At 42.6% G+C, this 24,483-nt stretch carries 23 protein-coding genes; 8 read left to right on the top strand and 15 right to left on the bottom strand.

The window, feature by feature from the left end:
• Positions 1-52 precede the first annotated feature (52 nt).
• A complete protein-coding gene (locus CK510_RS06570) occupies positions 53-994 on the bottom strand; it encodes a lysylphosphatidylglycerol synthase domain-containing protein (RefSeq protein WP_095720938.1) in 942 nt (313 codons plus the stop codon).
• A 277-nt stretch (positions 995-1,271) separates the two neighbouring features.
• On the opposite strand from CK510_RS06570, the gene CK510_RS06575 reads away from it, so the two are divergent.
• From CK510_RS06575 to CK510_RS06585, 3 genes are all read left to right on the top strand, one after another.
• Positions 1,272-2,126 (top strand): alpha/beta fold hydrolase, encoded by an 855-nt coding sequence (locus CK510_RS06575; protein WP_095720939.1) that lies wholly within the window; start codon positions 1,272-1,274, stop codon positions 2,124-2,126.
• Between the two features lie 69 nt (positions 2,127-2,195).
• Positions 2,196-3,017, top strand: coding sequence for an alpha/beta hydrolase (locus CK510_RS06580; RefSeq protein WP_095720940.1), 822 nt, complete (start codon positions 2,196-2,198; stop codon positions 3,015-3,017).
• Positions 3,004-3,243 (top strand): response regulator transcription factor, encoded by a 240-nt coding sequence (locus CK510_RS06585; protein WP_373695783.1) that lies wholly within the window; start codon positions 3,004-3,006, stop codon positions 3,241-3,243. Before CK510_RS06580 ends, CK510_RS06585 begins: the two co-directional genes overlap by 14 nt.
• Before the next feature lie 53 nt (positions 3,244-3,296).
• Here the strand turns inward: CK510_RS06585 and CK510_RS32590 are convergent, their stop codons facing one another.
• Both CK510_RS32590 and CK510_RS06590 read right to left on the bottom strand, forming a co-directional pair.
• Positions 3,297-3,461 (bottom strand): hypothetical protein, encoded by a 165-nt coding sequence (locus tag CK510_RS32590; protein ID WP_211293111.1) that lies wholly within the window; start codon positions 3,459-3,461, stop codon positions 3,297-3,299.
• A gap of 377 nt (positions 3,462-3,838) precedes the next feature.
• Positions 3,839-4,009: a ribbon-helix-helix domain-containing protein gene (locus CK510_RS06590; protein ID WP_169927004.1), complete on the bottom strand. Its 171-nt coding sequence runs from the start codon at positions 4,007-4,009 to the stop codon at positions 3,839-3,841.
• A 173-nt stretch (positions 4,010-4,182) separates the two neighbouring features.
• Here CK510_RS06590 and CK510_RS06595 point away from each other — a divergent pair, with 173 nt between their 5' ends.
• The 4 genes from CK510_RS06595 to CK510_RS06615 all read left to right on the top strand — a co-directional run bounded on the left by CK510_RS06595 (position 4,183) and on the right by CK510_RS06615 (position 7,579).
• Positions 4,183-5,136, top strand: coding sequence for a TnsA endonuclease N-terminal domain-containing protein (locus tag CK510_RS06595; protein WP_095720941.1), 954 nt, complete (start codon positions 4,183-4,185; stop codon positions 5,134-5,136).
• A gap of 10 nt (positions 5,137-5,146) precedes the next feature.
• The gene (locus CK510_RS06600; RefSeq protein WP_245911879.1) at positions 5,147-5,881 is read left to right on the top strand and encodes a TniB family NTP-binding protein; all 735 of its coding nucleotides are present in this window, start codon (positions 5,147-5,149) and stop codon (positions 5,879-5,881) included.
• A gap of 635 nt (positions 5,882-6,516) precedes the next feature.
• Complete coding sequence (locus CK510_RS06610; protein WP_095720942.1) at positions 6,517-6,942, top strand: hypothetical protein; 426 nt, start codon at positions 6,517-6,519, stop codon at positions 6,940-6,942.
• Positions 6,943-7,039: 97 nt separating this feature from the next.
• A complete protein-coding gene (locus tag CK510_RS06615; RefSeq protein WP_095720943.1) occupies positions 7,040-7,579 on the top strand; it encodes a general stress protein in 540 nt (179 codons plus the stop codon).
• Between the two features lie 66 nt (positions 7,580-7,645).
• Here CK510_RS06615 and CK510_RS06620 read toward each other — a convergent pair whose 3' ends face one another.
• From CK510_RS06620 to CK510_RS06675, 12 genes are all read right to left on the bottom strand, one after another.
• Positions 7,646-8,440 (bottom strand): potassium channel family protein, encoded by a 795-nt coding sequence (locus CK510_RS06620; protein ID WP_095720944.1) that lies wholly within the window; start codon positions 8,438-8,440, stop codon positions 7,646-7,648.
• 151 nt (positions 8,441-8,591) lie between these two features.
• Positions 8,592-10,685, bottom strand: coding sequence for a transketolase (gene tkt / locus CK510_RS06625; protein WP_095720945.1), 2,094 nt, complete (start codon positions 10,683-10,685; stop codon positions 8,592-8,594).
• 23 nt (positions 10,686-10,708) lie between these two features.
• Positions 10,709-11,554, bottom strand: coding sequence for a metal ABC transporter permease (locus CK510_RS06630; protein WP_095720946.1), 846 nt, complete (start codon positions 11,552-11,554; stop codon positions 10,709-10,711).
• A 12-nt stretch (positions 11,555-11,566) separates the two neighbouring features.
• On the bottom strand, positions 11,567-12,331 hold the full coding sequence (locus CK510_RS06635; RefSeq protein WP_095720947.1) for a metal ABC transporter ATP-binding protein: 765 nt from the start codon (positions 12,329-12,331) through the stop codon (positions 11,567-11,569).
• The gene (locus CK510_RS06640) at positions 12,332-13,342 is read right to left on the bottom strand and encodes a metal ABC transporter solute-binding protein, Zn/Mn family (RefSeq protein WP_245911881.1); all 1,011 of its coding nucleotides are present in this window, start codon (positions 13,340-13,342) and stop codon (positions 12,332-12,334) included.
• Between the two features lie 135 nt (positions 13,343-13,477).
• Positions 13,478-14,032 carry an HdeD family acid-resistance protein gene (locus CK510_RS06645; protein ID WP_095720949.1) on the bottom strand — a complete coding sequence of 185 codons (555 nt, stop codon included), beginning with the start codon at positions 14,030-14,032 and terminating at the stop codon, positions 13,478-13,480.
• 170 nt (positions 14,033-14,202) lie between these two features.
• Complete coding sequence (locus CK510_RS06650; protein ID WP_245911883.1) at positions 14,203-14,526, bottom strand: DUF5335 family protein; 324 nt, start codon at positions 14,524-14,526, stop codon at positions 14,203-14,205.
• 505 nt (positions 14,527-15,031) lie between these two features.
• Positions 15,032-17,665 carry a cation-translocating P-type ATPase gene (locus CK510_RS06655; protein WP_095720951.1) on the bottom strand — a complete coding sequence of 878 codons (2,634 nt, stop codon included), beginning with the start codon at positions 17,663-17,665 and terminating at the stop codon, positions 15,032-15,034.
• Positions 17,666-17,799: 134 nt separating this feature from the next.
• Complete coding sequence (locus CK510_RS06660; protein WP_095720952.1) at positions 17,800-18,870, bottom strand: alkene reductase; 1,071 nt, start codon at positions 18,868-18,870, stop codon at positions 17,800-17,802.
• A gap of 336 nt (positions 18,871-19,206) precedes the next feature.
• Positions 19,207-20,313 (bottom strand): ferrochelatase, encoded by a 1,107-nt coding sequence (locus tag CK510_RS06665; protein ID WP_095720953.1) that lies wholly within the window; start codon positions 20,311-20,313, stop codon positions 19,207-19,209.
• 60 nt (positions 20,314-20,373) lie between these two features.
• A complete protein-coding gene (locus CK510_RS06670) occupies positions 20,374-21,651 on the bottom strand; it encodes an HlyD family secretion protein (protein WP_095720954.1) in 1,278 nt (425 codons plus the stop codon).
• A gap of 49 nt (positions 21,652-21,700) precedes the next feature.
• Positions 21,701-22,825, bottom strand: a complete 1,125-nt coding sequence (locus tag CK510_RS06675) for an ABC transporter permease (protein ID WP_095720955.1) — start codon at positions 22,823-22,825, stop codon at positions 21,701-21,703.
• A gap of 691 nt (positions 22,826-23,516) precedes the next feature.
• On the opposite strand from CK510_RS06675, the gene CK510_RS06680 reads away from it, so the two are divergent.
• On the top strand, positions 23,517-24,173 hold the full coding sequence (locus CK510_RS06680) for a head GIN domain-containing protein (protein WP_095720956.1): 657 nt from the start codon (positions 23,517-23,519) through the stop codon (positions 24,171-24,173).
• Positions 24,174-24,483 lie beyond the last annotated feature (310 nt).

Raw genomic sequence — 24,483 nt, forward strand, 5'->3', positions numbered from 1 at the left:
TGTCTCATATTCTATAATGCAGTCTGTACCAATTTACATTCTGATTTTTTTTCTACCCCGATTTACCGAGCGGATACGTTTTTTGTATAATTGAAAATATACTAAGTAAGGTTGCAGCTAAAAGCAAAGGTAAGAAGTAGTAAATACCCCGATATGCTAGCATTGAAGCGAGAATTGCAGGAGCAGGGATTTTTGAAGAAAGAATTAGCAAAATCACTGTTTCAAATATACCTAAGCCACCGGGAACATTACTGACGACACCTGCGAACATTGCTAGCAAGTAAATACCCAAAAAATCAATAAATGAAACTGCTGTATTGGTAGGTAAAATGACGTAAAGAACGGCAGCAGCGATTAACCAGTCAAAACTAGAAGTGATAATTTGAGCGATCGCAGTATTAAAATTGGGCAAGCGAAATTCGTGGTTTTTGATGATCAAAGGTTGTTTGATAAAAATACAAGCAGTTAAATAAATCACCAACAAAACTAAAAAAATTACACCAACAGGACGAACCGTTGTGAAAGGTAAATGTAATTGTGGGGGAATTGGTAAGGGGTTGATGACAAAGACGAAACCAGCAACAGCTAACATTCCCAACCAAAAAGTGAAATTAGTAAAAGCGATAATTTGAGCGATCGCAATTTTCGGAACTCCCCAACTCGCATAAAATCGGTACCTAATTGCGCTACCCGTAAGTAGAGCAAAACCGATAGTATTACTAAAAGCGGAACTAATAAAGTTGACAAACGCGACTTTATTCAAGTGTAGGGAATATTTGGTATAACGAAACCCCAAAATATCATATCCAACCATCACCAGATACCCCAACGCAGTCAGGCAAATCGATAAACTCAAACGGTTTTTGGGAATTGCAGTTACAGATGCGATCGCATCACGGTAGTTATACTCCCCCAGTTGGTTGCTAATTGCCCATACTGAAAGTCCAAGTAGAACCAGGCTAAATAGCGGAGTCAAGTTGAATTTTTTGGACATAATCAAATTTAGGGATAGGACATTGGGTAAAGTGAAGAGGAAAGGATAATTAGCAATATTGCCTTCCTTTCATAATTACTTACTCATCACTTCTTAAATTACATCCAGTCGCAATATCTCCACCGTTTTGACACAACATTGACATAAATCTGATTTACCCTGAATGAATGGCAAGTTTTAATTGCTAGTCTTCAGAGATTTTGAAGTATGGAGTATGAATTATGGTACTTTCATCTTTCATACTTCACCTTTCATATTCATTTAATCTGATAGGTAAATGATAAATTACTCGATCAAAGATGCTTTAGTTGGTTGTCCAATTAACCTACGAAACGGGGTTAACTTACAAGTTTGCTACACTCCAGGGAATAACCCAGCGATGGTTTTTCTACATGGAGGTACGGGAAATCGGTTTAATTTACGTAGTCAGTATGAATTTGCCCAAACTCAGGGTTGGGAAGCTCTTACATACGATTTAGCAGGACATGGACAGTCAAGTTCTTACCCCAAATATTCAATTGGCAGACATTGTAGAGATTTAAAAAGATTATTACAATACTTTGAAATTAAATCACCCATTTTATGCTGTCATAGCTATGGAGTTCCCATTGGTTTAGAATTTGCCCAGCGCTATCCCGTCAGTGGCATAATTGCGATCGCAGGGGGAACTCATAATTTAGTACCTTGGTGGGAAATACCCTTAATGAAGTTTATGGAATGGGGTGGAAGGTTTATCTATCATCTACCTGGAGTACAGTCTATAACTAATTCGTTTTCTTCTACTTACAATCATGATGTCATTAAAAAATTCTTTTTAGAGTGTCCTGTACCAACTGACTCTCAATCTTATAAAGCCTTAGATATCTTTTGGGAATACAGTTTTTTTAACCGCAATCCATTATTTAAAATTTCTGATATCCCAGTATTAATATTAACTGGTGGCAAAGACCCAATGTTCACTGTCGAAATGGGAAATGAATTAGCAAGTTTATTTGCAAATCATCAACATTTACATTTTCCCAATGCTGGACACTTAGTGATGGCAGAATGTTTTGAATTAGTTAATATTTCCATTGCTAATTGGGTGAAAACGCAAATTCATCAAGAAACATTCACCAGTCAAAAAAAATAATCAATTTTGTCAGAAATAAATCAGAAATATATAATAAGTTTTTCTTTACCCATACCCTACAATTAAGCAATGAATAAACCTGGATACTACCCTATTTACCTACTAATATCAGCTTTTACCTTAGTTGGCTGTCACTACCCACAAGATGTCAAAGCCCAAATACCACAACAGCTAAATGCCACTTTACCACCACAACCGAAATCTAGCGACCTGATAACACCACTCACCTACAAACTCGAAACCTACACAAGTCTAGCAATGGGTGGAACTCGTACCTATGGAATTTCCCTACCTCCAGGTTACGACCAAAACCCTCGACAACAGTATCCAGTAATTTTCCTCCTTCATGGGGGACATGGGAACCCAAAAGATTGGTTTGACAAAAAAGGTGATGCCCTTACGACTCTGCAAAAACTCTATGCATCGGGTAAATTACCTCCAAGCATTGTAATTACACCCGATGGTAATGACAAACGCGGTTCGAGTAAGTATTGGGACCCCCAATATTTCGATGGTTCTAATGGTAAAGTATCCACGGCTATTGGTAACGAACTTGTGAAAATCATCCAAAAACGCTATCGGACATTATCCAATGCAGATTATTGGGCAATGGGTGGTTTATCTTCTGGTGGTTGGGGTGCAATGAATGTAGGTTTAAAAAACATTAATAATTTTTCCATTTTATTTAGTCACAGTGGCTATTTCAAAGATAAAAGTGGTTCCCAAAATAGCCCCATCGCTTACATAAAAACAGTCTCACCACAAGCTTTAAAACGTCTGAAAATCTATCTTGATTCTGGAAAATCAGATACTGAAGAAATAGAGGAAATCAAAGCATTTACCCAAGTACGGTCCTGGATTGTTTGCAAAAGCACTGATGCCAGTTACTAATGTTATCCCAACTGTGGAACCACACCCTGGATTGGCACAACTGACACCAAGAGAATTAGATGTATTGCGGTTAATTGCTTCTGGAGCGAATAACCGTGAAATTGCTCAATCGCTGTTTCTTTCCGAAAACACGATAAAAAATTATGTTACCAATATTCTCAGTCGGTTGAATTTACGCGATCGTACTCAAGCCGCTTTATTTGCTCATTCTCTTCTTGGTAGTTAGCGCCAGTATACAGAAATCTGACTCAGCTTTTTCGTGATAAATACTCGTATAACTTATTGGTTAAAATATTGCTGCAATGTAAACACTAAATGAAAGCATCGCAGTAAAATTTCCACAGAATAATGGTAGGGTTTCCCATAAAACCATTCTTCCACAGTTCGTTTGTGATGCCCGGTTAATGTCGATAAAGTTGTCAGACAAGCTGTAACCAGACCCAAAATTTGTCAGGGTCTGGAAGCATAAGCGAGGATTTTAAGGTCTGAAACCCTTATTGTTGCGTTAGTTAATTGTCATCAATTCCTAACATTGTCAGCATAACTTGTCCTAGTACGTAAAATGGAAGCATAAACCGGACGTAAGTACTAATATTTTTTCCTAGTTCAGTAATAAGTATGTAGCGTTTATTTCTTAATAATATTTGAACACAAAAACAATATGTATCAATACTTTGCTGCGATTAGAACCGAACAATTTTACGTAGTGCCGACTCATCTACAATCGTTAAGCAAGCAATACCTTAAGTGTAAAGGTTAAGAATAAATTATCAACAAAATAATCGGACAATTTTAACAAAAGTTAATTGTCTAATTTCTGACTAGGGCTTACGAGTTATAACTGAAGAATTATCAGGAAATTCACCACTATTTTTGGCTAATTTAATCGACATTTCAATCAAAAAAGCAGCAAGATTAGCTGTAGGACGACCTTGAGACGCAGCCCATACTTCTAAATCATCTAAGACGCTATCCGCCAACGTAACGTTAATTCTTTAGCTCACTCTAAATGCGACCAGTGTGTATCAACTAAATGCTCTCGTAATTAACAGTAAGGTTAAATTTAGATAATTTACATCGTATTTACATCACTATAGATATATAAAAGATACTAGAGTCTGTCAAGACAAAGAATGTTTGCGTTGTGTAATGATGGGGTGCAGCCATGATGACACAAGAAGAATTCAACCAATGGTGTGTAAACCAAAGTCTTTCAAATCAAGCTCGAATTGAGATTGAGAAGATTCGCAATGCCTGTCCGTCTCGTAGTGTAGGAAGTCGGCGCCAGAACGTTTCGGGACGTTATCCAAGCCGCAAGATGGGTGTAACAATTCAATTTGAGTCTCATAAAGTCGAACTTCCTTTTATCTATCAATTAGAACATTCTGGAGATGTTTTAGAATATTATGACCAACCACCTCCCTTTAAAATTCAATATTCTTCTGCATCAGGGCGTAATTTAGGTGTAATAATTACTCCGGATTTTTTTGTTATTAGGTCTCATAGTGCTGGTTGGGTCGAGTGTAAGACAGAAAGAGAATTAGAAAAATTAGCACAGAAAAGTCCTCACCGCTATCAACTTGATGATAATAATAAATGGCAATCACCACCTGGGTTAGACTATGCCCAACAGTTCGGTTTTAATTTCCAACTTTGGTCGAGCGCAAAAATTAATTGGACTTTATATGACACCACTGAACATCCAGCCTTACATGGGCAAAGTCCTCATGAAGTTTTTACAATGGGAATTAACCAATTTGGTAGCCGTAATGGTCGTCTAATTCCTTATGATGATAATTTTCGTATTTTAACTTTACCAACAACAAAAAAAGGTAAAGCTTTAGTTCAACCAGGTAAAGGAATAAAAATAGATAACAAATATTATTGGCATCAAACATTTCGCGACCCACAAGTAGAAAGAACTTTGATTAATGTTAGGTACGACCCATTTAATGCAGGAATTGCTTATGCTTATATTCAAGGGCTTTGGGTAGAGTGTATTAGCGAATACTATCCTTTATTTAGAGGGCGGTCTGAAAAAGAAATAGAATTAGCTACTGCTCAGTTGAAAAAACAGATGCAGAATCATAGAAGTTCTTATTGGTCAATTAATAATTAAACCAGCAATTTTGGAAACTGAATTAGGTTGGGCGTTAGAGCAAGCATTAAAACAAAGAAAGCCAAAGATTTTTTTTATTGATGAAGCACATCACCTATTAGCTGTAGCAAGTGGGCGAAAACTAACTGATGTACCTGAGGCAATTAAATCACTAGCAAATATCACTCATGTTTTACATGGGCTAATTGGTACTTATGATTTACTTACTCTCCATGATATAGGAGACCAATTGAGTCGCCGTAGTATTTATATCCATTTACCTCGTTATAATGCTGAATTTCAAGAAGATAGAGAAATTTGGCACTCAGTAATTTGGAATTTCCAGCGTCAAATACCAACCAGAGAACCACCAGATTTCTTATCACATTGGGAGTATTTGTATTCACGTAGTTTAGGATGTGTTGGTATCCTCAAAAATTGGTCAAGAAATGCTCTTGGAGAGGCATTAAATGAAAATGCTTCTACTGTGACGCTCAAGCATTTAGAAAACAGAGCTTTATCAGTTGGTCAATGTCGCAATATTCTCAAGCATATTAAACAGGGAGAAGCTAGATATGCAGAAATTGAAGGAAAGAAAGAAGAACTATATCAAGAATTAGGTTTATCCCGTCCCCCTATCTCTAGACAAAATTATCCTTTACAACCGGAAATCAAACCTCAAGATATTGAGCCAAAAAAACGAAGAAAATCAATTGGTATTCGCAAACCTGTGCGAGATTCAATAGGAAAAGAAAATGCAGTCTAATAACCTAGCTTTATATCCAAGTTATGATTTGTATACTCCAGATATTGGAGAGCCTGGTGTCCTTTCTGTTATAGCTATTGGTATCAAAATCAATTATCTATATACGAACCGTTAATCTGGTGTTTTCAACCAGTTGTTATATGTTTTCATCATCATTATCCCCTAATTACTCAATGTCTTCATTGTAATCAGAAATTACCTATAATCGTTTATAACTCACGTCTTGGATATTGCAATCACTGTGGAGAATGGTTAGGAGACTTGAATAAATATCAAAAGGAATCACATAGTTTATATCATTCAGAAATCGCATTACAATTAGAGCTAATTAAAATTATTGGTTCGTTAATTGCATTTAACAAAAAAGTATATGAAGATGAAAATCAAAAATTTTACAGGCAGATTATTGCATATTTTCAATTCAAAGAATTAGAAAGCTTAGAATTGTCAAACTCTATGGTTAAAATTATGTATGAATTGTATAAGTTCTACTAAAACATTCCAAAGGTAGAGATTATATTGGGCAAAATTTGTAACTATTGAGCTTGTGGTGAAAAAACTCAAGTTAATATTCAATCAAAACTTGATGAGGATAGAGCTAAATTTCAGAAAATAAACATACTATAGGAAGCATCATGAGTACTACAATTGACAACTTCACCAAAAACCTGCATGACAATTTAGAAGCAGTTGAAGAGAGGGCAAAATCACTTAGAGAAAGCATTCAATCTCTACCGAAAAAAACTCAAGCTGAGATTCAATCTCAGCTTGATGAAGGAAAGGCAAAGCTAGATGCTAAGAAACAAGAATTCGATGAGTACCGGGCAAAGCTCAAAACTCAATTCGAGGAAAAAGAATCTGAAGTGAAGTCGAAGGTCGAGGAATGGAAAACGAGTCGCAATGTCAAGAAACTTGAACATCGGGCAGATAGAGCTGAAAACCATGCAAATACAGTAGCTTTCTTAGCAATGGCGACAATAGAAGAAGCTGAAAAAGCAACCTTAGAAGCGATCGCTGCCAGACTAGATGCTAAAGTTGCTGCGGGAACTACGGAGAATTAAGACATAAGTGAAGGAGGCAGTATTTCTCTTGCCCTCTGCCTTCTTAAATCAAGTTTGTCCTTAGAAGTTAGTTGACATAAATAAAGGAAATAAAGTCATGACATATACACATACAGTTGCTGCTCATTTCCCCTCCCATGCAGAAGCAGAAAGGGCTGTATTGGAATTGCAAAAAGAAGGCTTTGATATGCAAAAGCTCTCGATCATTGGCAAAGACTACCAGACTACTGAACATGTGCGCGGATTTCTCACCTGGAAAGATACTGCTAAAGCCGGAGCCGCAGGTGGTGGTTATTGGGGTAGCTTCGTTGGAGGTTTGTTTGGCATTTTAGCAGGGGCTGGGGTACTGTTTATTCCCGGAATCGCTCCTATTATCATTGCTGGACCCATTGCTGGAGTATTAGCGGGTTGGTTGGAAGGAACACTTGTTGGTGCTGCTGGTGCTGCTGCTGTAGGGGGACTGGCTGGTGCTTTGACCGGGCTAGGAATCCCCAAGCATGAGGTACTAAAGTATGAAACTCAAATCCAAGCAGGTGAGTTTATCATGCTTGTGACAGGTAGTGACAAGGATGTTAGTTATGCTAAGGAGATGCTAGACAGAATCAGTCATAAAATCAGTATTTCGGTTCCTGCCTAAGGCTTTTAACTCTTAATTCATTAGACTTCTGGGAAGAAGTCTAATGTAACTTTTTCTACCATTCGGCTATGGACGGGCTTGGATATCTTTCCGCAATGCAGCAATTTCGGCTTGGAGTGCTTTAATCGATTTATCGCTGGCAATTTCACCTTCATCATCGTTTGCCTCTTGACCCACAACAAACGTGGCAATGCTTGCAGTGACATATCCAAATACTGCAAAGGCATATAAAGCTAACAAAAAACACAGCACTCGACCAAATGGCGTTTTGGGAAAGTAATCTGATCCCATTGTTGTCATGACCATTGCAGTCCACCAAAGTGCATTACCATAATTCGTGAGTGTGCTATTGGGGATGTTTCGCTCAAACACATACATTCCTGCGGCTCCAGTAAAGACAACAAGCAGCGTTAACGCGACGACATAACCAAATCCGCGACGGCTAACACTTTTAGAAAGCGTCTTCATTCCCCGATTGATCCGAATCAGAACGCGCAGCAGTTGCACTCCTTGCACCCCAGGTGCGGTTCCTAACACCCGAATCATTCGCGTCACACGAAATATCCGCACTGCTGGGAGAAGAAGCGCAAACGCGGTTAACCAGTTGTGCTTTAAATAATTGAGTTTCTGGGGTGCAAGCAGGAATTGAAGTGTGAAGTTTACGATAAAAGCAATCCAAATCGTTGTACTGACTGCATTTAAAAGTGAACTAAGTCCCCAAACAAATTCAATGATCAGCAGCGCTGTCCAGACGAAACTCAATACGAGCATGGGTATTTCTAGCCATTCCTCGATCTGCTGTAAAATTTCACGTCGTTCTTGATCGATGGATTGTCTGCTAGCTCGATTTGAATCACTCATACATTAGACATCTCCAGAAATTAAATATGCGTTATGCAGAACCCTTGTAGAGAGGTAGCACTGCTACCTCTCTACATTCATTATCGGGAGATGTCTATTAACGTGAGTTCGGCGGAGTCAATTCACTGTGGCAGTGGGTTCAGGGTTCAATTTAACGATTGGCTATTTGTATTTTGACTGCCGACACAATATTCTCAACGGTGAAGCCAAATTTCTTTTGCAGTTCCTTTAGCGGTGCGGAAGCGCCAAAGGTCTTCATGCCAATGCTGTGTCCCTGATGCCCGACATATCGCTCCCATCCAAAGGTAGCGGCTTGCTCAACTGAAACCCGTGCAGTGATTTGAGGAGGAATCACACTATCTCGGTAGGCTTGGCTTTGCTGCTCAAACAGTTCCCAAGAGGGCATACTCACTACTCGCGCCTTAATGCCTTCGGTCTTGAGTTGTTCATAAGCATTGATGCACAAATAGACTTCGCTGCCAGTCGCTAACAGCAACACATCGGGTTGACTATCATCGGCATCAGCTAACACATAAGCCCCTTGGCTCACACCAGAAGCAGGTGAGTATTTAGTGCGATCAAAGGTTGGCAAATCTTGTCTACTGAGGACTAGACAAATAGGTTCATGACGCAGATTCATGATGACTCGCCATGCTTGGGTGACTTCATTAGCATCGGCGGGACGCATCACCATGAGTCCAGGAATGCCCCGCAGTGATCCTAACTGCTCGATTGGTTGGTGTGTGGGTCCATCTTGTCCAAGCCCAATGGAGTCATGGGTGAAGATATAAATCACCGGAATTTCCATCAGCGCACTTAAACGAATCCCCGGACGACAATAATCGCTAAAAATCAGAAAACTAGAACCGTAAGGACGAATTTTGCTGAGAGACATCCCATTTAAAATCGATGCCATCGCATTTTCTCGGATACCAAAGTGGAAGTTGCGACCATCGCGGTTGTCTGTGCTAAAATCTTTCATCCCTGCAAAGGTAAGGCGCGTTTTAGTAGAAGGGGCTAGATCGGCTGATCCACCCATTAACCAGGGAATTTGTTTAGCGATCGCATTTAACACCTGTCCCGAAGCTTCTCGTCCAGCCATTCCTTTGATATCGGCTGGAAAAGTCGGCAGATTTTGATCCCAGCCATCAGGAAGTTGGCGATGCTGCATCTGATATAGCTGAAGAGCCAGATCTGGGTGTTGGATTTGATACTGCTCAAACTGCTGCATCCACGCCTCGCGAAGCGTCACGCCTCGCTGCCCCATACCTGCTTGAAAATGCTCTCGCACTCCATCGGGAATTAAAAATTTGGCATCCTCAGACCAACCATAATTACGCTTAGTTAAGCGGATTTCTGCTTCACCCAGTGGCTCTCCGTGGGCGGCACTGGTATCTTGTTTATGTGGCGAACCATAACCAATATGGCTATCCACAATAATTAATGTCGGGCGATCGCTCGTTTCCTGAAACGTGTTAAATGCTCGCTCCAACATTTCCAAATCGTTAGCATCGCCCACCCGCGTGATGTTCCAACCGTAAGCGATAAAGCGAGTTGCTACGTCATCGTTAAAAGTGAGATCGGTATGACCTTCAATGGTGATGCGGTTGTTGTCATAAATCCAACATAGGTTCGACAGCTTGAAATGTCCAGCTAAAGAAGCGGCTTCGTTAGAAAGACCTTCCATCATGTCGCCATCGCCACACAGTGCATAAACATTGTAGTTAAACATCTCAAAATCAGGGCGGTTGAAATATTTCCTCAACCACAGGGATGAGATCGCCATACCTACACTCGTTGCAACTCCTTGTCCTAATGGTCCCGTAGTGGTTTCTACCCCTGAAGTCCAGCGATATTCAGGATGTCCCGGGCACTTGCTATCGAGTTCACGAAAGTGTTTAATGTCATCAAGTGTTACAGCTAACCTAGCTACTTGCTCATACTGAGCGTTCACGGCTTTCACACTGCACAAATGCAGCAGTGAGTAAAGCAACATGGAAGCGTGTCCGTTGGAGAGAATAAAGCGATCGCGGTTTGCCCAGATGGGATCATTGGGATCAAATCGCAGAAATCTTTGCCAGAGGCAGTAAGCCACAGGAGCTAGTGCCATCGGTGTCCCCGGATGACCCGAATTAGCTTGCTGAACTGCGTCCATTGATAAAGTCCGAATCGTGTTAATACACAAATCATCGATCTGAATTTGTTCATCGGTTGGAGTTTGAGCAATCGGAGTCTGAGCAATCATAATTTTTTCTCCTTTAGAGATATTTAGGGCTGATGAATCAGTAAGCTAAGACGAGGTAACACCATTGCTATGAGAAAGATTACCAATTGCGTCGCTACAATACTGGGACCGGATGGCAAATTAAACCAAGCTGAAAGCACCATCCCGAACACGGCACTTAATGCTCCTAGTCCTGCTGATAACAACACGTAATTTGTGAATGCGTGACTAAGCAAGCGAGCTGCACAAGCTGGAATCACCACAAATGCACTAACCAGTAACACACCGATCGCCTTAATGGAAATTCCCACCACCAAGGACAGCAGCACAATGAATACCATACGATGAGTTGATACTGACACACCACGAGCAATCGCTAATGATTCATCCACAGTCAGTAACATTTGCGTTCGCAACGTCAGCCCAATGAACATCGTGCAGACGATTAACAGCAAACTGCTTAAACCTAAATCCACTTGTTGAACTGCCAGAATATCGCCAAACAAAAGATTATTGAGTCCGCCTTTGTATTGCCCTACAAAGCTGAGGATAATGATGGCGATCGCCAAAGATGAGGAATAGATGATATTGAGTAGTGCATCAGTCCATAAACGGGTGTGTTCCAATAAATAGGACACCGCTAAGGCAAAGATCACCGCAAATGGCAGTAAAACAAGAGATGGATTAAGTCCTAATAAAAATCCGATGCTGATGCCCAACAAGGCTGAATGTCCCAGTGCATCACAGAAAAAAGACAACTGCCGTAAAATTGTCAAGCTTCCCAAAATTCCACCCATGATCCCTGTCAGGATACCGCCCATCAATGCCCGTTGCATAAAAGGTAGTTGAAACAATTCAATGACGTGGGTGAGTTCTGTTTGAAAAAACATGATGAAATGGGGTTAATGGGAATGGTGGTATCGAGCAAATTCTGTTCCGTAGAGAGCAGAAAGACTATCGGGGGAAAGCGCCACCTCTGGGGTTCCTTGACAGCGTAAGGTGCGATTTATACAGAGGACGCGATCGCAATGCTGCCGCACCATATCCAGGTCGTGGGAAATCTGTAAAATTGCCCAATTTTGTTCTTGCTTGAGTTGATACAGTAGTTGATAAAACTCCGACTCAGCCCGGATATCCAATCCAGCCGGGGCTTCATCGAGAATCAGCAATCGACGCGGGTAAACTAAACAATATGCCAGCAACATTCGCTTGGTTTCACCACCAGAAAGCCCACCAATTAGTTTAGTTCTGAGATGGCTGCCATTAACCCGTGCTAGAGCATCTCGAACAGCACGGTCACGTTTTTTGCGGTTTGCCCAAGGTAACTGAAACCCCAACCTGTCCCAACCTAAGCCCACCAGTTCGTCTACCGTCATGGGAATGCGGCGATCGACCAGAAAGTTCTGTGGTAGGTAAGCGATTTGCTGACGGAGGCGCGATGGGAGAAATCCTTTGCGAGTGAGGGGTTGACCCAGGATGAATATTTCACCTGAATGTCTGGGCAAAATTCCCAAAATGGCTTGCACCAATGTCGTTTTACCCCCTCCATTGGGTCCGACGATCGATGTATCCGTTCCTGACTCTAGGGAGAACGAAACATCTTGCACTGCTGCGTAGCTTTCCCGATAAACGGTTAGCTCCTTCACTGATAAGACGATTTCTTTCAATTAGCCTCCTTGTTTACCAGTAAATGCTGTCACCATAGTTTTGACATTCTGGCGCATGGTGGTGATGTAATACTCTGATTGCAGAGCTTCTGGGCTTCCGGTTTCCATCGGGTCAAAGGTGCTGACTCGAACCTTCAAATCCTTTGCCAGTGCTGCAAATGCATCTTCTCCACCCTGGGGTTCCGCTAAAAGGGTTTTGAGATTGGTTGTCTTCACGGTATTCATCACCCGCTTCACGTCATTGGGGGATGGATTGTCTTCTGGCACATCCACCAGAAAGTTGGCTTTCAAGTTGTAGCTCTGAGCAAAGTAGGGTGCAAAGTCGTGGAAGGCAACAAAGGTTTTACCCGCAAAGGGTTGCAGCATTTTTGTGGTTTCCGTATCCAGTTCTCGCAACCGTTGCATATAAGCGGCGGCATTGGCGGTGTAAATCTCTTTCCCACTGGGGTCAGCAGCAATTAACCCATCCCGAATGTTTTCTACTTGGCGGATGGCTCGCTTGGGATCGAGCCAGATATGGGGATTGAATTCTTCATGTTTGGATTTATCGGGTTTTGCGCCTGCTCCGGCATTGATTGCTTCTGTAGATATTGTCTGTACTCCTTTGCTTGATTCAATAATCTTCAGGTTTGAATTGCCTGCATTTTTAACCAATTCATCCAGAAATCCCTCCACTCCTAATCCGTTTTTTACCAGCACATCAGCCTTAACCAGCTTCTGAGCATCCTCTGGTTTTGCCTGAAAGTCATGGGGACCAACATTGGTTGGTAACAGTTGTGTCACTTGGGCGCGATCGCCCGCAACTCCTTTGGTAAAGTCTGTAATTGGAATGAAGGTTGTCACAACCTGCAATTGTTTTCGACTAGTAGTAGATTGAGGTTGAGGAGACACATTCGACGCACAGCTTCCTAAACTGAGTGCGATACCATAGAAGATGGTTGCCAAGGGCATCGCACTCACAACGACCACAGACAACTGACGGACAATTCTACTAGATCGTTGTAACCCCATTTTTAGAGAAGCCATTTTGAATATCCTCATGCAGTTAAAAGAGAATGTGAAAAAATACACCTCATCTCTTTCATCATCCGTAATATTTGTTTTGATAGCGGTAATGCTTCGGGCTTGTCAGATAGCTCTAAAGCTCTACTGTAAAGCGCGTCGCTGTCCTGAATTTACGGTGAGCATCCAAACGCCATCGAACAAGAGATTTACGCCAATATAAGTGCCAATTAGCCAAACGGCGCTAAACGGAAAGCTCGACCAAATGAAAATACCGAAAATAATGCCGATGATGCCACTTACAACCATCCATATCCAGTTCGGTGCAGTTCGGCGCAGTTGAAACGCCATCGACACTTGAATAATGCCTTGGACAAAAATGGTAATGCCCAGCACTAGCGTCAGGGCAAGTACCCCTTCGAGCGGCTTTGCCACCACGAAAATGCCAGCGAAGAGATATAACAAACCAAGAATCAGCTTCCCGATGACTTGACCTGCACCTCTTGACTGTAAGGCATAAACAATTTGAATAATGCCTGCAAAGATGAATATCCAGCCAAACATTAGGGTTGAAGCAACGCCGATCAGGAAAGGAAATGCGATCGCAATAATACCCAATATAATCATGAGAACAGCGATCGCCGTTGTCCATCCAGAACTAATAACTTGCTCATCAATTTCAGGCTCAATAACTCTCATCTGATCTCCTTTTGGATGAACTATAGTTTGTTATAAAAGATGAATCTAACTAGCGAAACAACAAGATAGCTCAAGATTGGATAGGCGACGATGTTGCTTGCCCAGGTTTGGGAAATGATGCCTCACTTGTGGCTTTAGCGTTCTAGCTTCCATAAGGCTGTTTTGTTGGCTCAACTGGGTTGTAGCTTGATTAGCGTTTTTGTCCCAGTAGCATCACTGATGCAAAGTGCGATCATCTGACCAGTTGAATTTTGTCCCGTTAAAACTTCAGTGGGTGCATTGATCGCGTGAGCGTAAGTCACTTCATCTTTACCCACTTCAATCACCAAATCATTACCTTTGCCAGGGCGATCATAAACTATCGCCAGCAAAGGTGCGTTCTGAATCAACGTTTCATCACCGAGTTCTAAACTGATGCTTTCAATCGAAATCTGCCGTCCACGATTACCATCGGAAAACTGGTCAAAAAATTCGCCCCATCGCTCACGCGGCAAAGATTTGCTTAACTCAATTTTGCTTACCATAAGACTCCTGATGAAAAACTAATAAAAACAACCGAACAATGAAAAATTACTATCGGTTCGGAGACTTTTCCCAGAGAAAAATATTTTCTCAACGATAGAATGAGGTATTCAGACTCTGTAAATTTTTGAGAGTCTAACTGATTTTTTTTTGGGAGATTCGTGCATTCGTCTTTTTTGTTGAGTTAATTGCGAAAATTCGCAATAGAGCGAAAAAAGTAGTACAAACGAATTGTTTTTGGGCTTAAAAAATGACCGAACCGACCGTAATTTGGATAGGATTTTTAGATACATAATCTAACTGCTCTGTCTTATTTAAAAATCCGAATTAAGCAAGAAATTGTGCTTACCTACTACTTTGAGTAATCACTGTTCGATCTACTGTATGAATTGATTGATTACGATACAAATTGTTAAAAACAATTTAAGAATTGAAGAGATGAGATAACTATCATCTTCAACAGTGCCATACTTTTGCCTATGATCTATTGGTTTTAATTTTATTCAGCAACTTGAGGCACTCAAACCAAACCAAACTAATCACTCCACCTGCCAAACAGATCGCTAGATCAATTGAATGTAAAAATGAGAAGCTAAACAAGTTCCGCAAGAATGGCAAATAAAGTACAAGCGCGAGAAAAATCAGTCCGCCACCAATTACCCACCACAAGGCAGGATTAGGATCTTTGAAAACTTTGAGACTCAGGCGCGATGTCGAACGTTCGCTGAGAATCAATCCTAAATTTGCTAAAATTAATGTGGTAAATGTTAAGGCACGAGCATCTAATTCGCCTTGGTTGCGATAAACCGAAATCCCAAAGATCGTGGCGACGATCGCCAAACTTCCTAGTCCTTGTAGTAGTGCTAAACCGATCGTTTTGCGACCGAATAATGGCTCCAGTGGATTGCGCGGCGGACGATTCATGACATTGGGTTCGGCGGGTTCGGCTTCTAACACAATCGAACAAGCCGGATCGATAATCAAGTGGAGAAAGGCAACATGAATCGGTAGCAATACTAATGGCAATTTAAACAAAACTGGGATTAAAGACATCCCCGCGATCGGAATATGAACTGCGACTAGATATGCCATTGCTTTCCGCAGATTGTCAAAGATGCGTCGTCCGAGTTTGACTGCTTGCACGATCGAAGAAAAGTCATCATCTAATAGTACCAACGCCGCCGATTCCCGCGCCACATCCGTACCGTGTTGCCCCATCGCAATCCCGATTTGAGCAGCTTTGAGCGCGGGGGCATCATTCACACCATCCCCCGTCATGGCAACGACTTCGCCTTTAGCTTGCAAAGCATTGACTAATCGCAATTTTTGTTCGGGAATGGCGCGGGCGAAGATATTTATAGTTTCAATTCGTTGCTGGAGTTCGGTGTCGCTCAGGCGATCGAGTTCTGCGCCAGTGATAATATTTTCTGTTTCCCGTAAGCCGATTTGCCGCGCGATCGTTTGAGCTGTACCTGGATAATCACCCGTAATCATCACCACTCGCACGCCAGCAGTATGGCATTCGGCAATCGCCGCCGCTACAGTCGGACGCACGGGATCGGAAAGTCCAACTAATCCGAGAAATTCAAAAGGGAAATCGTGCTGTTTTTCTGGTAAATGTGCGGGATTCAGCGATGGATGAGGCGGTAAAAATGGTGGAGGTGCGCCTACTAGAGCCGCTTTAGCAACGCCCAATACCCGCAAGCCTAAATTTGCCATTTCACTGACTTGGGCGGCTAGGCTTTGCTGCTGTTGGGGTGTGAAGTGACACAAATCGGCGATCGCTTCTGGTGCGCCTTTGGCGGCAACTTCATACTGTTTCCCATCAGAGGATCGCCAAACGTGAGACATTGCTAGCAGATGCGGTGAAAGCGGATATTCCCGTAATAGCTGCCAATCTTTGTGCAAATGCTCGGTGTGAGCGAGATAGCGATCGCCTAATTGTTTAAATGCCTTCTCCATCGGATCGAAGGGATCGCGTTGACTGGCGAGAATGCAGTATTCGACTAGTTCGTGAACGAATTCGGGTAATGGCTCGCGTGAATGCTGTCCCAAATCGTAGGGCTGAGTATTTTGGCAATAAGGAAATAGCTGTTGTACAGCCATCTGATTCAGCGTCAGCGTTCCAGTTTTATCCACACATAGGACAGTTGCCGAACCCAAAGTTTCCACGGCGGAAGCCTTCCGCGCTAGGACATGATGCCGTGAAATTCGCCAGGCTCCCAGGGCGAGGAAGACAGTGACGACGACCGGAAATTCATTCGGCAAAATCGCCATTGCGAGGGTAATGCCTGCGAGAATGCCTTTGAGCCAATCTCCGGTAGTGAAGCCATAAATAATCACGATCGCTACACAAAACGCTAATGCGATCCCAAATAAGCGGCTTACTAGTCGAGTCATTTCCCGCTGCAACGGGGTTGTTTCGATCTTTACCTGTTGTAAGGCATTGCCAATCTTGCCCATCTCTGTCTGGGTACCGATCGATCGGACTTCGACGATACCTTGCCCCTGTACCACCAATGTCCCAGAATAGACAAACGGCAATCCATCGCCCCCCGGACATTGCATCCCCTCTACCTTGCCTTCAGCGGCAACTTTGCGAACGGTGAGGGATTCCCCAGTTAATAATGATTCATCGGTGGAGAGGTTGCTACAGGATAAGACGATCGCATCCGCAGGCACGCGATCGCCTTCTGCTAACACTAAGAGATCGCCCCGCACGACTTCCCGCCCGGCAATGCGTTTGCGCTGTCCATCTCGAATCACCAAGGCACGCGGGCTGGAAAGATCCCGTAAGGCTGCTAATGCATGTTCGGTTTTACCTTCCTGATAGAGACTAATTCCGGTCATGAAAAAGACGAAACCTATTAGGATTAAGGCTTCCTGAAGGTCGCCTAAAATCCAATAAATAATGCTGCCGCCAACAAGTAAGAGAAAGATCGGGTCTTGTACTGCCGCCCAAACGAGTGATAAAAGATTCCGTGCTTGTGCCGAAGGTAGTTCGTTATAGCCTTCTTGTTTGAGTCGAACGATTGCAGTTGCAGACGGCAAGCCGTTCACTTCTTGTGCAGGTAAACTAGCTACAGTCTTGAGATTAACTGGAGAAACCATAATCTTATTTTTCCTGTAAAACATCAAAAATAGGTCGATTCGGCAGAGCCGAGGCTACGCCAACGCGCGCCGATCTGTTAAACTTTGCAGTGGAATAGTACATTTCAACTCTTTTTCGATCGATTAAAAAACCTTTATGAGTTGCTCAAGGTTGGATAGTCAGTATATCCCACAGCTCCCTCGGAATAGAATGTCGCTGGATTTGGCTGATTTAGCGCAGCACCTTGCTTAATTCGTTCCGGTAGGTCGGGATTAGCGAGGAAACTAGACCCAAAGGCAACGGCATCAATCTGTCCTGCCGCGATCGCCGCCTCAGCTTCTGCCGCCGTATATCCCATATTGCCAATGAGTATTCCTTGATAATGGGCGCGGATCGGTTTCATGATATCGCCGCTTTGTTGCCCAGCAAAATCACTCCGCATCACATGGAGATAGGCAAGATCGTACTCGTTAAGTTTGGTTGCCAACCAAGTAGATAAACCGATCGGATCGCTATCTTTCATGCTGTTAAAACTGTTCAGTGGCGATATTCTCAGCCCAACGCGATCGCTACCGTAGACAGAGGATACCGCTAAGAGAACTTCGAGCATCAACCTCGATCGGTTTTCGAGCGATCCGCCATAGGCTCCCGTCCGATGATTCGAGCCATCCCGCAGAAACTCATCTAGCAGATAACCATTTGCGCCATGTACTTCTACACCATCAAAGCCTGCGGCTTTAGCATTTACCGCCGCCTGTTTAAAACCAGCCACAATGACAGGGAGTTCGTCATCACGTAGTTCGCGGGGCATAACATAGGGCTTTTTGCCCTCTGGAGTATGCACTTCATATCCCACGATCGCGATTGGGCTGGGGGCGACGGGTTGCTGACCATTATTTAACAGAGGGTGACAAGCCCGACCTCCATGCCAAATTTGCAGAAAAATCCGACCAGCAGCAGCATGAACTACATTTGTAGTTTTCTGCCACCCCGTAATCTGGGCATCGGAGTAAATTCCCGGTTCTTGCCAGAAAGCGGAGTTTCCTGGCATTATCATTGTCGCTTCAGCGATAATCAGTCCAGCACTAGCTCGTTGGGCATAATATTTAGCCATCAAACTACTTGGTAAATGCCCTTCGGCACGAGAACGGGTAAGCGGAGCCATCAGGATTCGATTTGGAAGTATCAGATCGCCCATCTGAAGGGACTGGAACAGGATATTCATAACTTACACAATCTTGCTCTAAAGGACTTTAGTAACCTGGAGAATTTTTGAAGGCTTCCTCACAACTTTTGCTGTTGGCAAACCTCCATGTCAGTCTGTGCGCGAAGTATAAGAAAACTGCAAGGTTTGGAAGATCGTTCCCTTGCGCTAATTAACTGCCTCCAAATAATCTAAATGACTACTGTTTGATTTACTGGATGAATTGATTGATTAGGATATAAGCCTTAACCAGTTCGCATCTTTGACTGAGTTTTATATTCGACATGGCTATGCGACCGCCTACAATTTATATTCATGAGATCGATCCTGTAATTTCATCGATCGGTAAGTAGAAAATTATCCGACTAAATTTGGTTGGGTAATTAGCATAGATTCGATCTGTAAACTTGCCCATCCTGCGGCGATCGCTAAAAAGTCTGGATCATCATTGACGCACTCTTTCCTCACATAATTTATCTCTGGATGCTGACGACGTAAAGATTTAATTGCATCCTCCACATCGAGAATTGTTTCATAATTCTCTGTCACCCAACCGAGTGGTTTAAACAAAATAGTTTGGGCACCTGCTTTAATTAAACTTGTCGCAGCTTGCTTGAGATCGGGTTGCGACCACTTGATAAATGGCATATCGTGATTTATCCAACCGATCGAGATTAATGGATATCGCGGTTGTAATTGCGATCGCACACCATCATAAAGTGCTTGCCCATCGATGGTACCTGTCAATAGTCCTTGGGCTTTCTCAGGACCACCATGAACAGTGAGAACTATACCAACTCGAGACTCAAAAAAGCAACTGATATCCTGTTGAGTCAGGGTTTCTTCGAGTTGATGCACCATCAGATCGATATAATCAGGTTCAGTGGCAAAAGATCGAATATATCGAATCGATTTAAATGGAGAGTTTTGAGAACAATCAGCCTGTGCGTTTGCGCTAATAACTTCATTTACTTGTTCGATCGCAATTGCACCAGTAAAAGCAGAATCGACAACGAGCAAAGGATAAATCAGTAAGCTCTCAAAGCCTTGCTGAATAATCTCTGCTACAGCCTCTTGCACGAAAGGCTTACAAAAATAAAAGCCCTTGAATACTTCTACTCTATTTCCCCATCGATTTTGCAACTGGTTTTCGATGCCGAGTCGCTGCTGCTCAAAAATCTCATTTTCGGGGGAAACAAATTGATGATGTTTGACTCCGAAATTGTACAAATCTTGGAGTGCGAGAATTTTACCAGCTAGGGGATACAACCAATCTGGAATTGGCAGAAACTGAGCCGCAATATATTTACTAGCAGCCCGGTTATAAACGCTCAGTTCACGATAAGATTGTACTTCACCATAACCTGTAAGCAAAACTGCAACACGATTTCCCCGTGTCATATCTGCCGAATCGTCTCTTGGAGAAGCAACACCTTTTGTAGCTTGAGATTGATGATTAATCATTGGATTGTTGGGTTGAATGTTGAATAGAGTTTTTGCGAAATAAGAAGCAGATGCACAACTTTAAATATGTGGAATTTCAGCATCCGCAGGCATACCAGGTTTAGCAAAACCACCTGGTTGATCAATGGTTAGTTTCACACCAAATACCTGTTCTACTCGGTCTTTTTGGAAATAAACATTTTCTGGTGTAAACGATGCTTTGGCATCAACGGCTGAAATCATTGCTTTGATTGGCTTTTGGTGCTTTGGGTCATTATCGAGATAAACTTTCGCAGGTTGCCCGACCCGAATTTGAGCCACCTGTCCGCCGGGAATGAAAGCCCGTAGATAAACCTGATTCAAATCTACAATTCGCAATAGGGGACGACTGGGCAAGACAACGGTTCCAGGTTCGACGCTGCGGGTTGTAACAACACCGTTGATAGGGCTGGTTACAGTTAAATTATTCAAGCGACTTTGGATCAGTTGTAAATTAGCAACGGCTGTTTTCATATCAGCTTGAGTTCCCAACAGCGCCACCTTTGACTGGTTTAGTTGAACCTGTAAACGGTTGATATTCGTTTCCTGACGATTGGGATTGAGTGTTGTTGTACGCGCCTGGGTCAATTTTCCCTGAGCAACTTTAATCGCATGACGCGCCACTTCTACCGCCGCCACACGGCTTTGAAGAGCAGCCAGGCTTGTATTGAAGGCAGTTTGTGCCAGGTCTCCCCGTTGTTGGGTTTCTGCACCCAGGTTTGCTAGGCGAACAAAGCGATCGCGATCGACTCGCGCCTGTTCTAACAAGGCGTTGGCTTCTCCAACCCGTGCTTGTTCCTGTTTTAAGAGAGCCGTTGCAGTGGCAACCATTGCTTCTGATTCTGCCACTTTACCTTCTGTATCCCCCTCAGACTGCTGTAAATTCAACTTTGTATCGGCAATTTGACTTTCTACCACCGATATCTGCAAACGGGCTGCGGCTTCTCGTTGCTTTGCAGCTTCAACCTGTGCCGTTGCTCCTGCTAGTTCTGCTTTAATTTCATCATCACTTAGACGTATCAGTAATTGTCCCTTGGTAACAACTGCTCCTTCTCGTACCGTCACTGCTTCCACGCGACCGGTGCCTTTGGTGCTGACATCAGTTTCATAACCTTCGATGCGACCACTAAATTGAATTGCATTAGTGTTTTTGGGACGAAATAGCCAATACCAACTTCCAACTCCGATTCCCGCGATCGCTATGATCCCAATTAATAACCACAGCCATCGCCGGGAAGGTGGTTTGGGAGGCTGCGGTTTGGGGAGTTCAATCGGTTTTGCTTCTGTGGAAGGAGGCGAAATCTTTGTAAGTTGAGTCATAAAATACACCCTTAAATCTAAATTTGTTAAATTTGAATTAATACTCGATTTAACTGAGTTGATTTCGGTAGCGATTTGCACTTACAAGCAAGGTCAAAGCTGCAAACAAAATCATGGCGATCGCATGGAACCACCAAACCTCTAATCCAACACCTTTGAGAAGAATGCTACGGAAGATAACTAGGTAGTGATAAAGGGGATTAATCTGAGCAATCCAACGAAATAGCAATGGCATACTATTAACTGCTGTGACTGCACCCCCCAGCAAAATGATGGGAATGTTTAAAAAGATACCTACCAATATGGTTTGTAATTTGTTTTTAGAGAAGGTGGAAATTGCCAACCCAATAGCAACACCAATTTGAATGTAGAGAATAGAAAAGAATAATAACAGGAATAAATTGCCCCGAAATGGCAGTTGAAATACCCAACTGGCAGTTACAAAGCACACTAGTAATGTTCCAGTTAGCAAAGCCGAAATAGGCACAATTTTTGAGATCAAAATTGCAGTAGAGGCAACTGGTGTCATTAGCAATTGCTCCAAAGTGCCTTGATCTTTTTCTCTAACTGCTTCTACTGCGGCGGCGAGAATTGCACTCAACGTCATAATGACACCAATCACGCCGGGTACAAAGAACCAACTATCGAGCATTCCAGGGTTATAGCGAAATGTAATCTGCGATCGCAAGGGAATTTCTAGCTGAGTGGATACAGGTTGATACTGTTTGAGCAAATCAAGATTGAATTGGGTAATGATTTCAGTGATGTAGCCTTTAGCCAGCCCGGAAGTGTAGGCATTAATCCCATCAATAACCACGGCTATTTCTGATTTGCCGGTTTGTAGGAGATCGCGGCTAAAGTTCGATGGAATCATTAATCCAGCGTCAACCTGTCCGCGTTCGACTTGCTGCGTCAGGTCTTGTTGACTATGAGGATAGCGATCGGCAAGAAAAACGTGATTAGCTGTAAAGGCATCCACCAGTTCCCGGCTGATTGCCACTTGGTTTTGATCTAGAATGCTGAGGCGCAGATTGGTAACATTAGAATTGAGGACATAGCCAAAAATCACCATTGAAATGATTGGGGCAATGGTTAGGAAAATCACCAGTTGGCGATTTCTTAACAGTTCAGTGGCTTCTTTGATTAAGAGGGCAGATAGACGACGATTCAGCATAAATTAACTCAATTAGCTGAATAATATTCCCAGCAATGATGTTAGAAAAAATTTCTGCATATTTTTATCCTCAAAACACGGTCAGATAAGAGGTTCAATCTAGTATTTTGACTGCAATTTTTTGGGTTTTTAAAGAGCTTTTTAGTTGTCTTTCTCCTATAGTAGACATTAAGATTGTTTAATTTCTGGAATTTGGCTCTATCTTAGTCAAGTTGTAATTGAGTATTAACTTGAACTTTTTGACCACAAACTCAATATTTACAAAATTTGCTCCATATAACCTCTATCTTTTGAATGTTTTATTAGAACTTATACAATTTACAGCAATCCTAAATAAACAAGGCGAACCGCAGCATGGCTAATGACTCTTCTCGTCTACCTCACGCCGACTCCACTCAATATTTGCTGCGTTCGTTGTGGCGCGATCGCGCGGGGTCTATCAGTATCAACTCAGCGCACAGTGTTTATTGTGTTGCTATAAATACGGAGAATTAAAAGATGAATAAGAAAGAACCTAGAGAAAAACACCCCACAAGCAACGGTTTACCTTTGAGAACGCAGCGCATTCTGTCGTCTTTGAGCAGTTTGAGGCATTCTCCAAAATTATGACTGAAACCATCTTACCCGAAACCTATCTGAAACACTGACTTAGCTATTAGAAGATATTATTATTAACGGAGTGAAAGACCCTATGAAGAGATTGACACTGCTCAGTATTGGATTAGCGTTCGGCTTGGCTGGATGCATTGTTATTGGCATCCCCTCAAATATTAAAGGAAGTGGTATTACTAAGACGGAAACTAGATATCTTGCCTCCTTCAATGCTCTAGATGTGGAGTATGTCGGTGCGATCGCAGTGCGTTCTCAAGGGCAGCAGAGTCTCGAAATCAGTGGCGACGATAACATCATCCCATTAATTACCACTGAAGTTAAAAACGGTACTTTGTACATTCGAGGAACTAAAGGATACAGTCCTCAGCAAAAATTACAGATCATCGTATCCACTCCTGATGTGAAGCGGTTCGTCTTTGATGGGGTCGGTGAAGCGAATCTATCTAACATTAAAAACGATCGCTTGGAGATAGTGGTGACTGGAGTTGGAAGTTTCAGGGCATCTGGTGAAACAAAGGAAGTGGACATTACACTGTCGGGTGTTGGCAGTGTAGATGCAAAGAATTTGCGTGCTGTCAATGCCAAGGTCAATTCAAATGCAGTCGGTAGTGTTGACCTCTATGTGACAAGACAACTGGATATAAAGTCATCTGGTATTGGCGAAATTAACTACTATGGAAACCCGAAAATCGTCAACAAGCAGGCTGAGGGCATCGGGAAAATAAATCAGCGATAAATTCCGTTAACCTGTACTTTTCCCACTTGTTTTTCGCATCATTGTACTGGAAAACCCTATGATTTACTTACCTTTGATTTTGATACTACTATTGATTGGTCCAGGACTCGCGGCGATCGCATTTCTCCGATCGCTATCAATCCGTGGACACCTACTGTTGTTAAGTATTTGCATCTTCTACGGCATCTTCCCGCTCCTTCTAACTTGGGGCGGACTCAATTTGGCAAAACGCTTTGGGTGCGACTCTTTTAGGAAGACGCAGAATAGGTTTAGACAGACATTGCAATACTTGGAGGGGAAATAGAACAAC

This window comes from Brunnivagina elsteri CCALA 953 (assembly GCF_002289455.1).
GTDB lineage: Bacteria > Cyanobacteriota > Cyanobacteriia > Cyanobacteriales > Nostocaceae > Brunnivagina > Brunnivagina elsteri.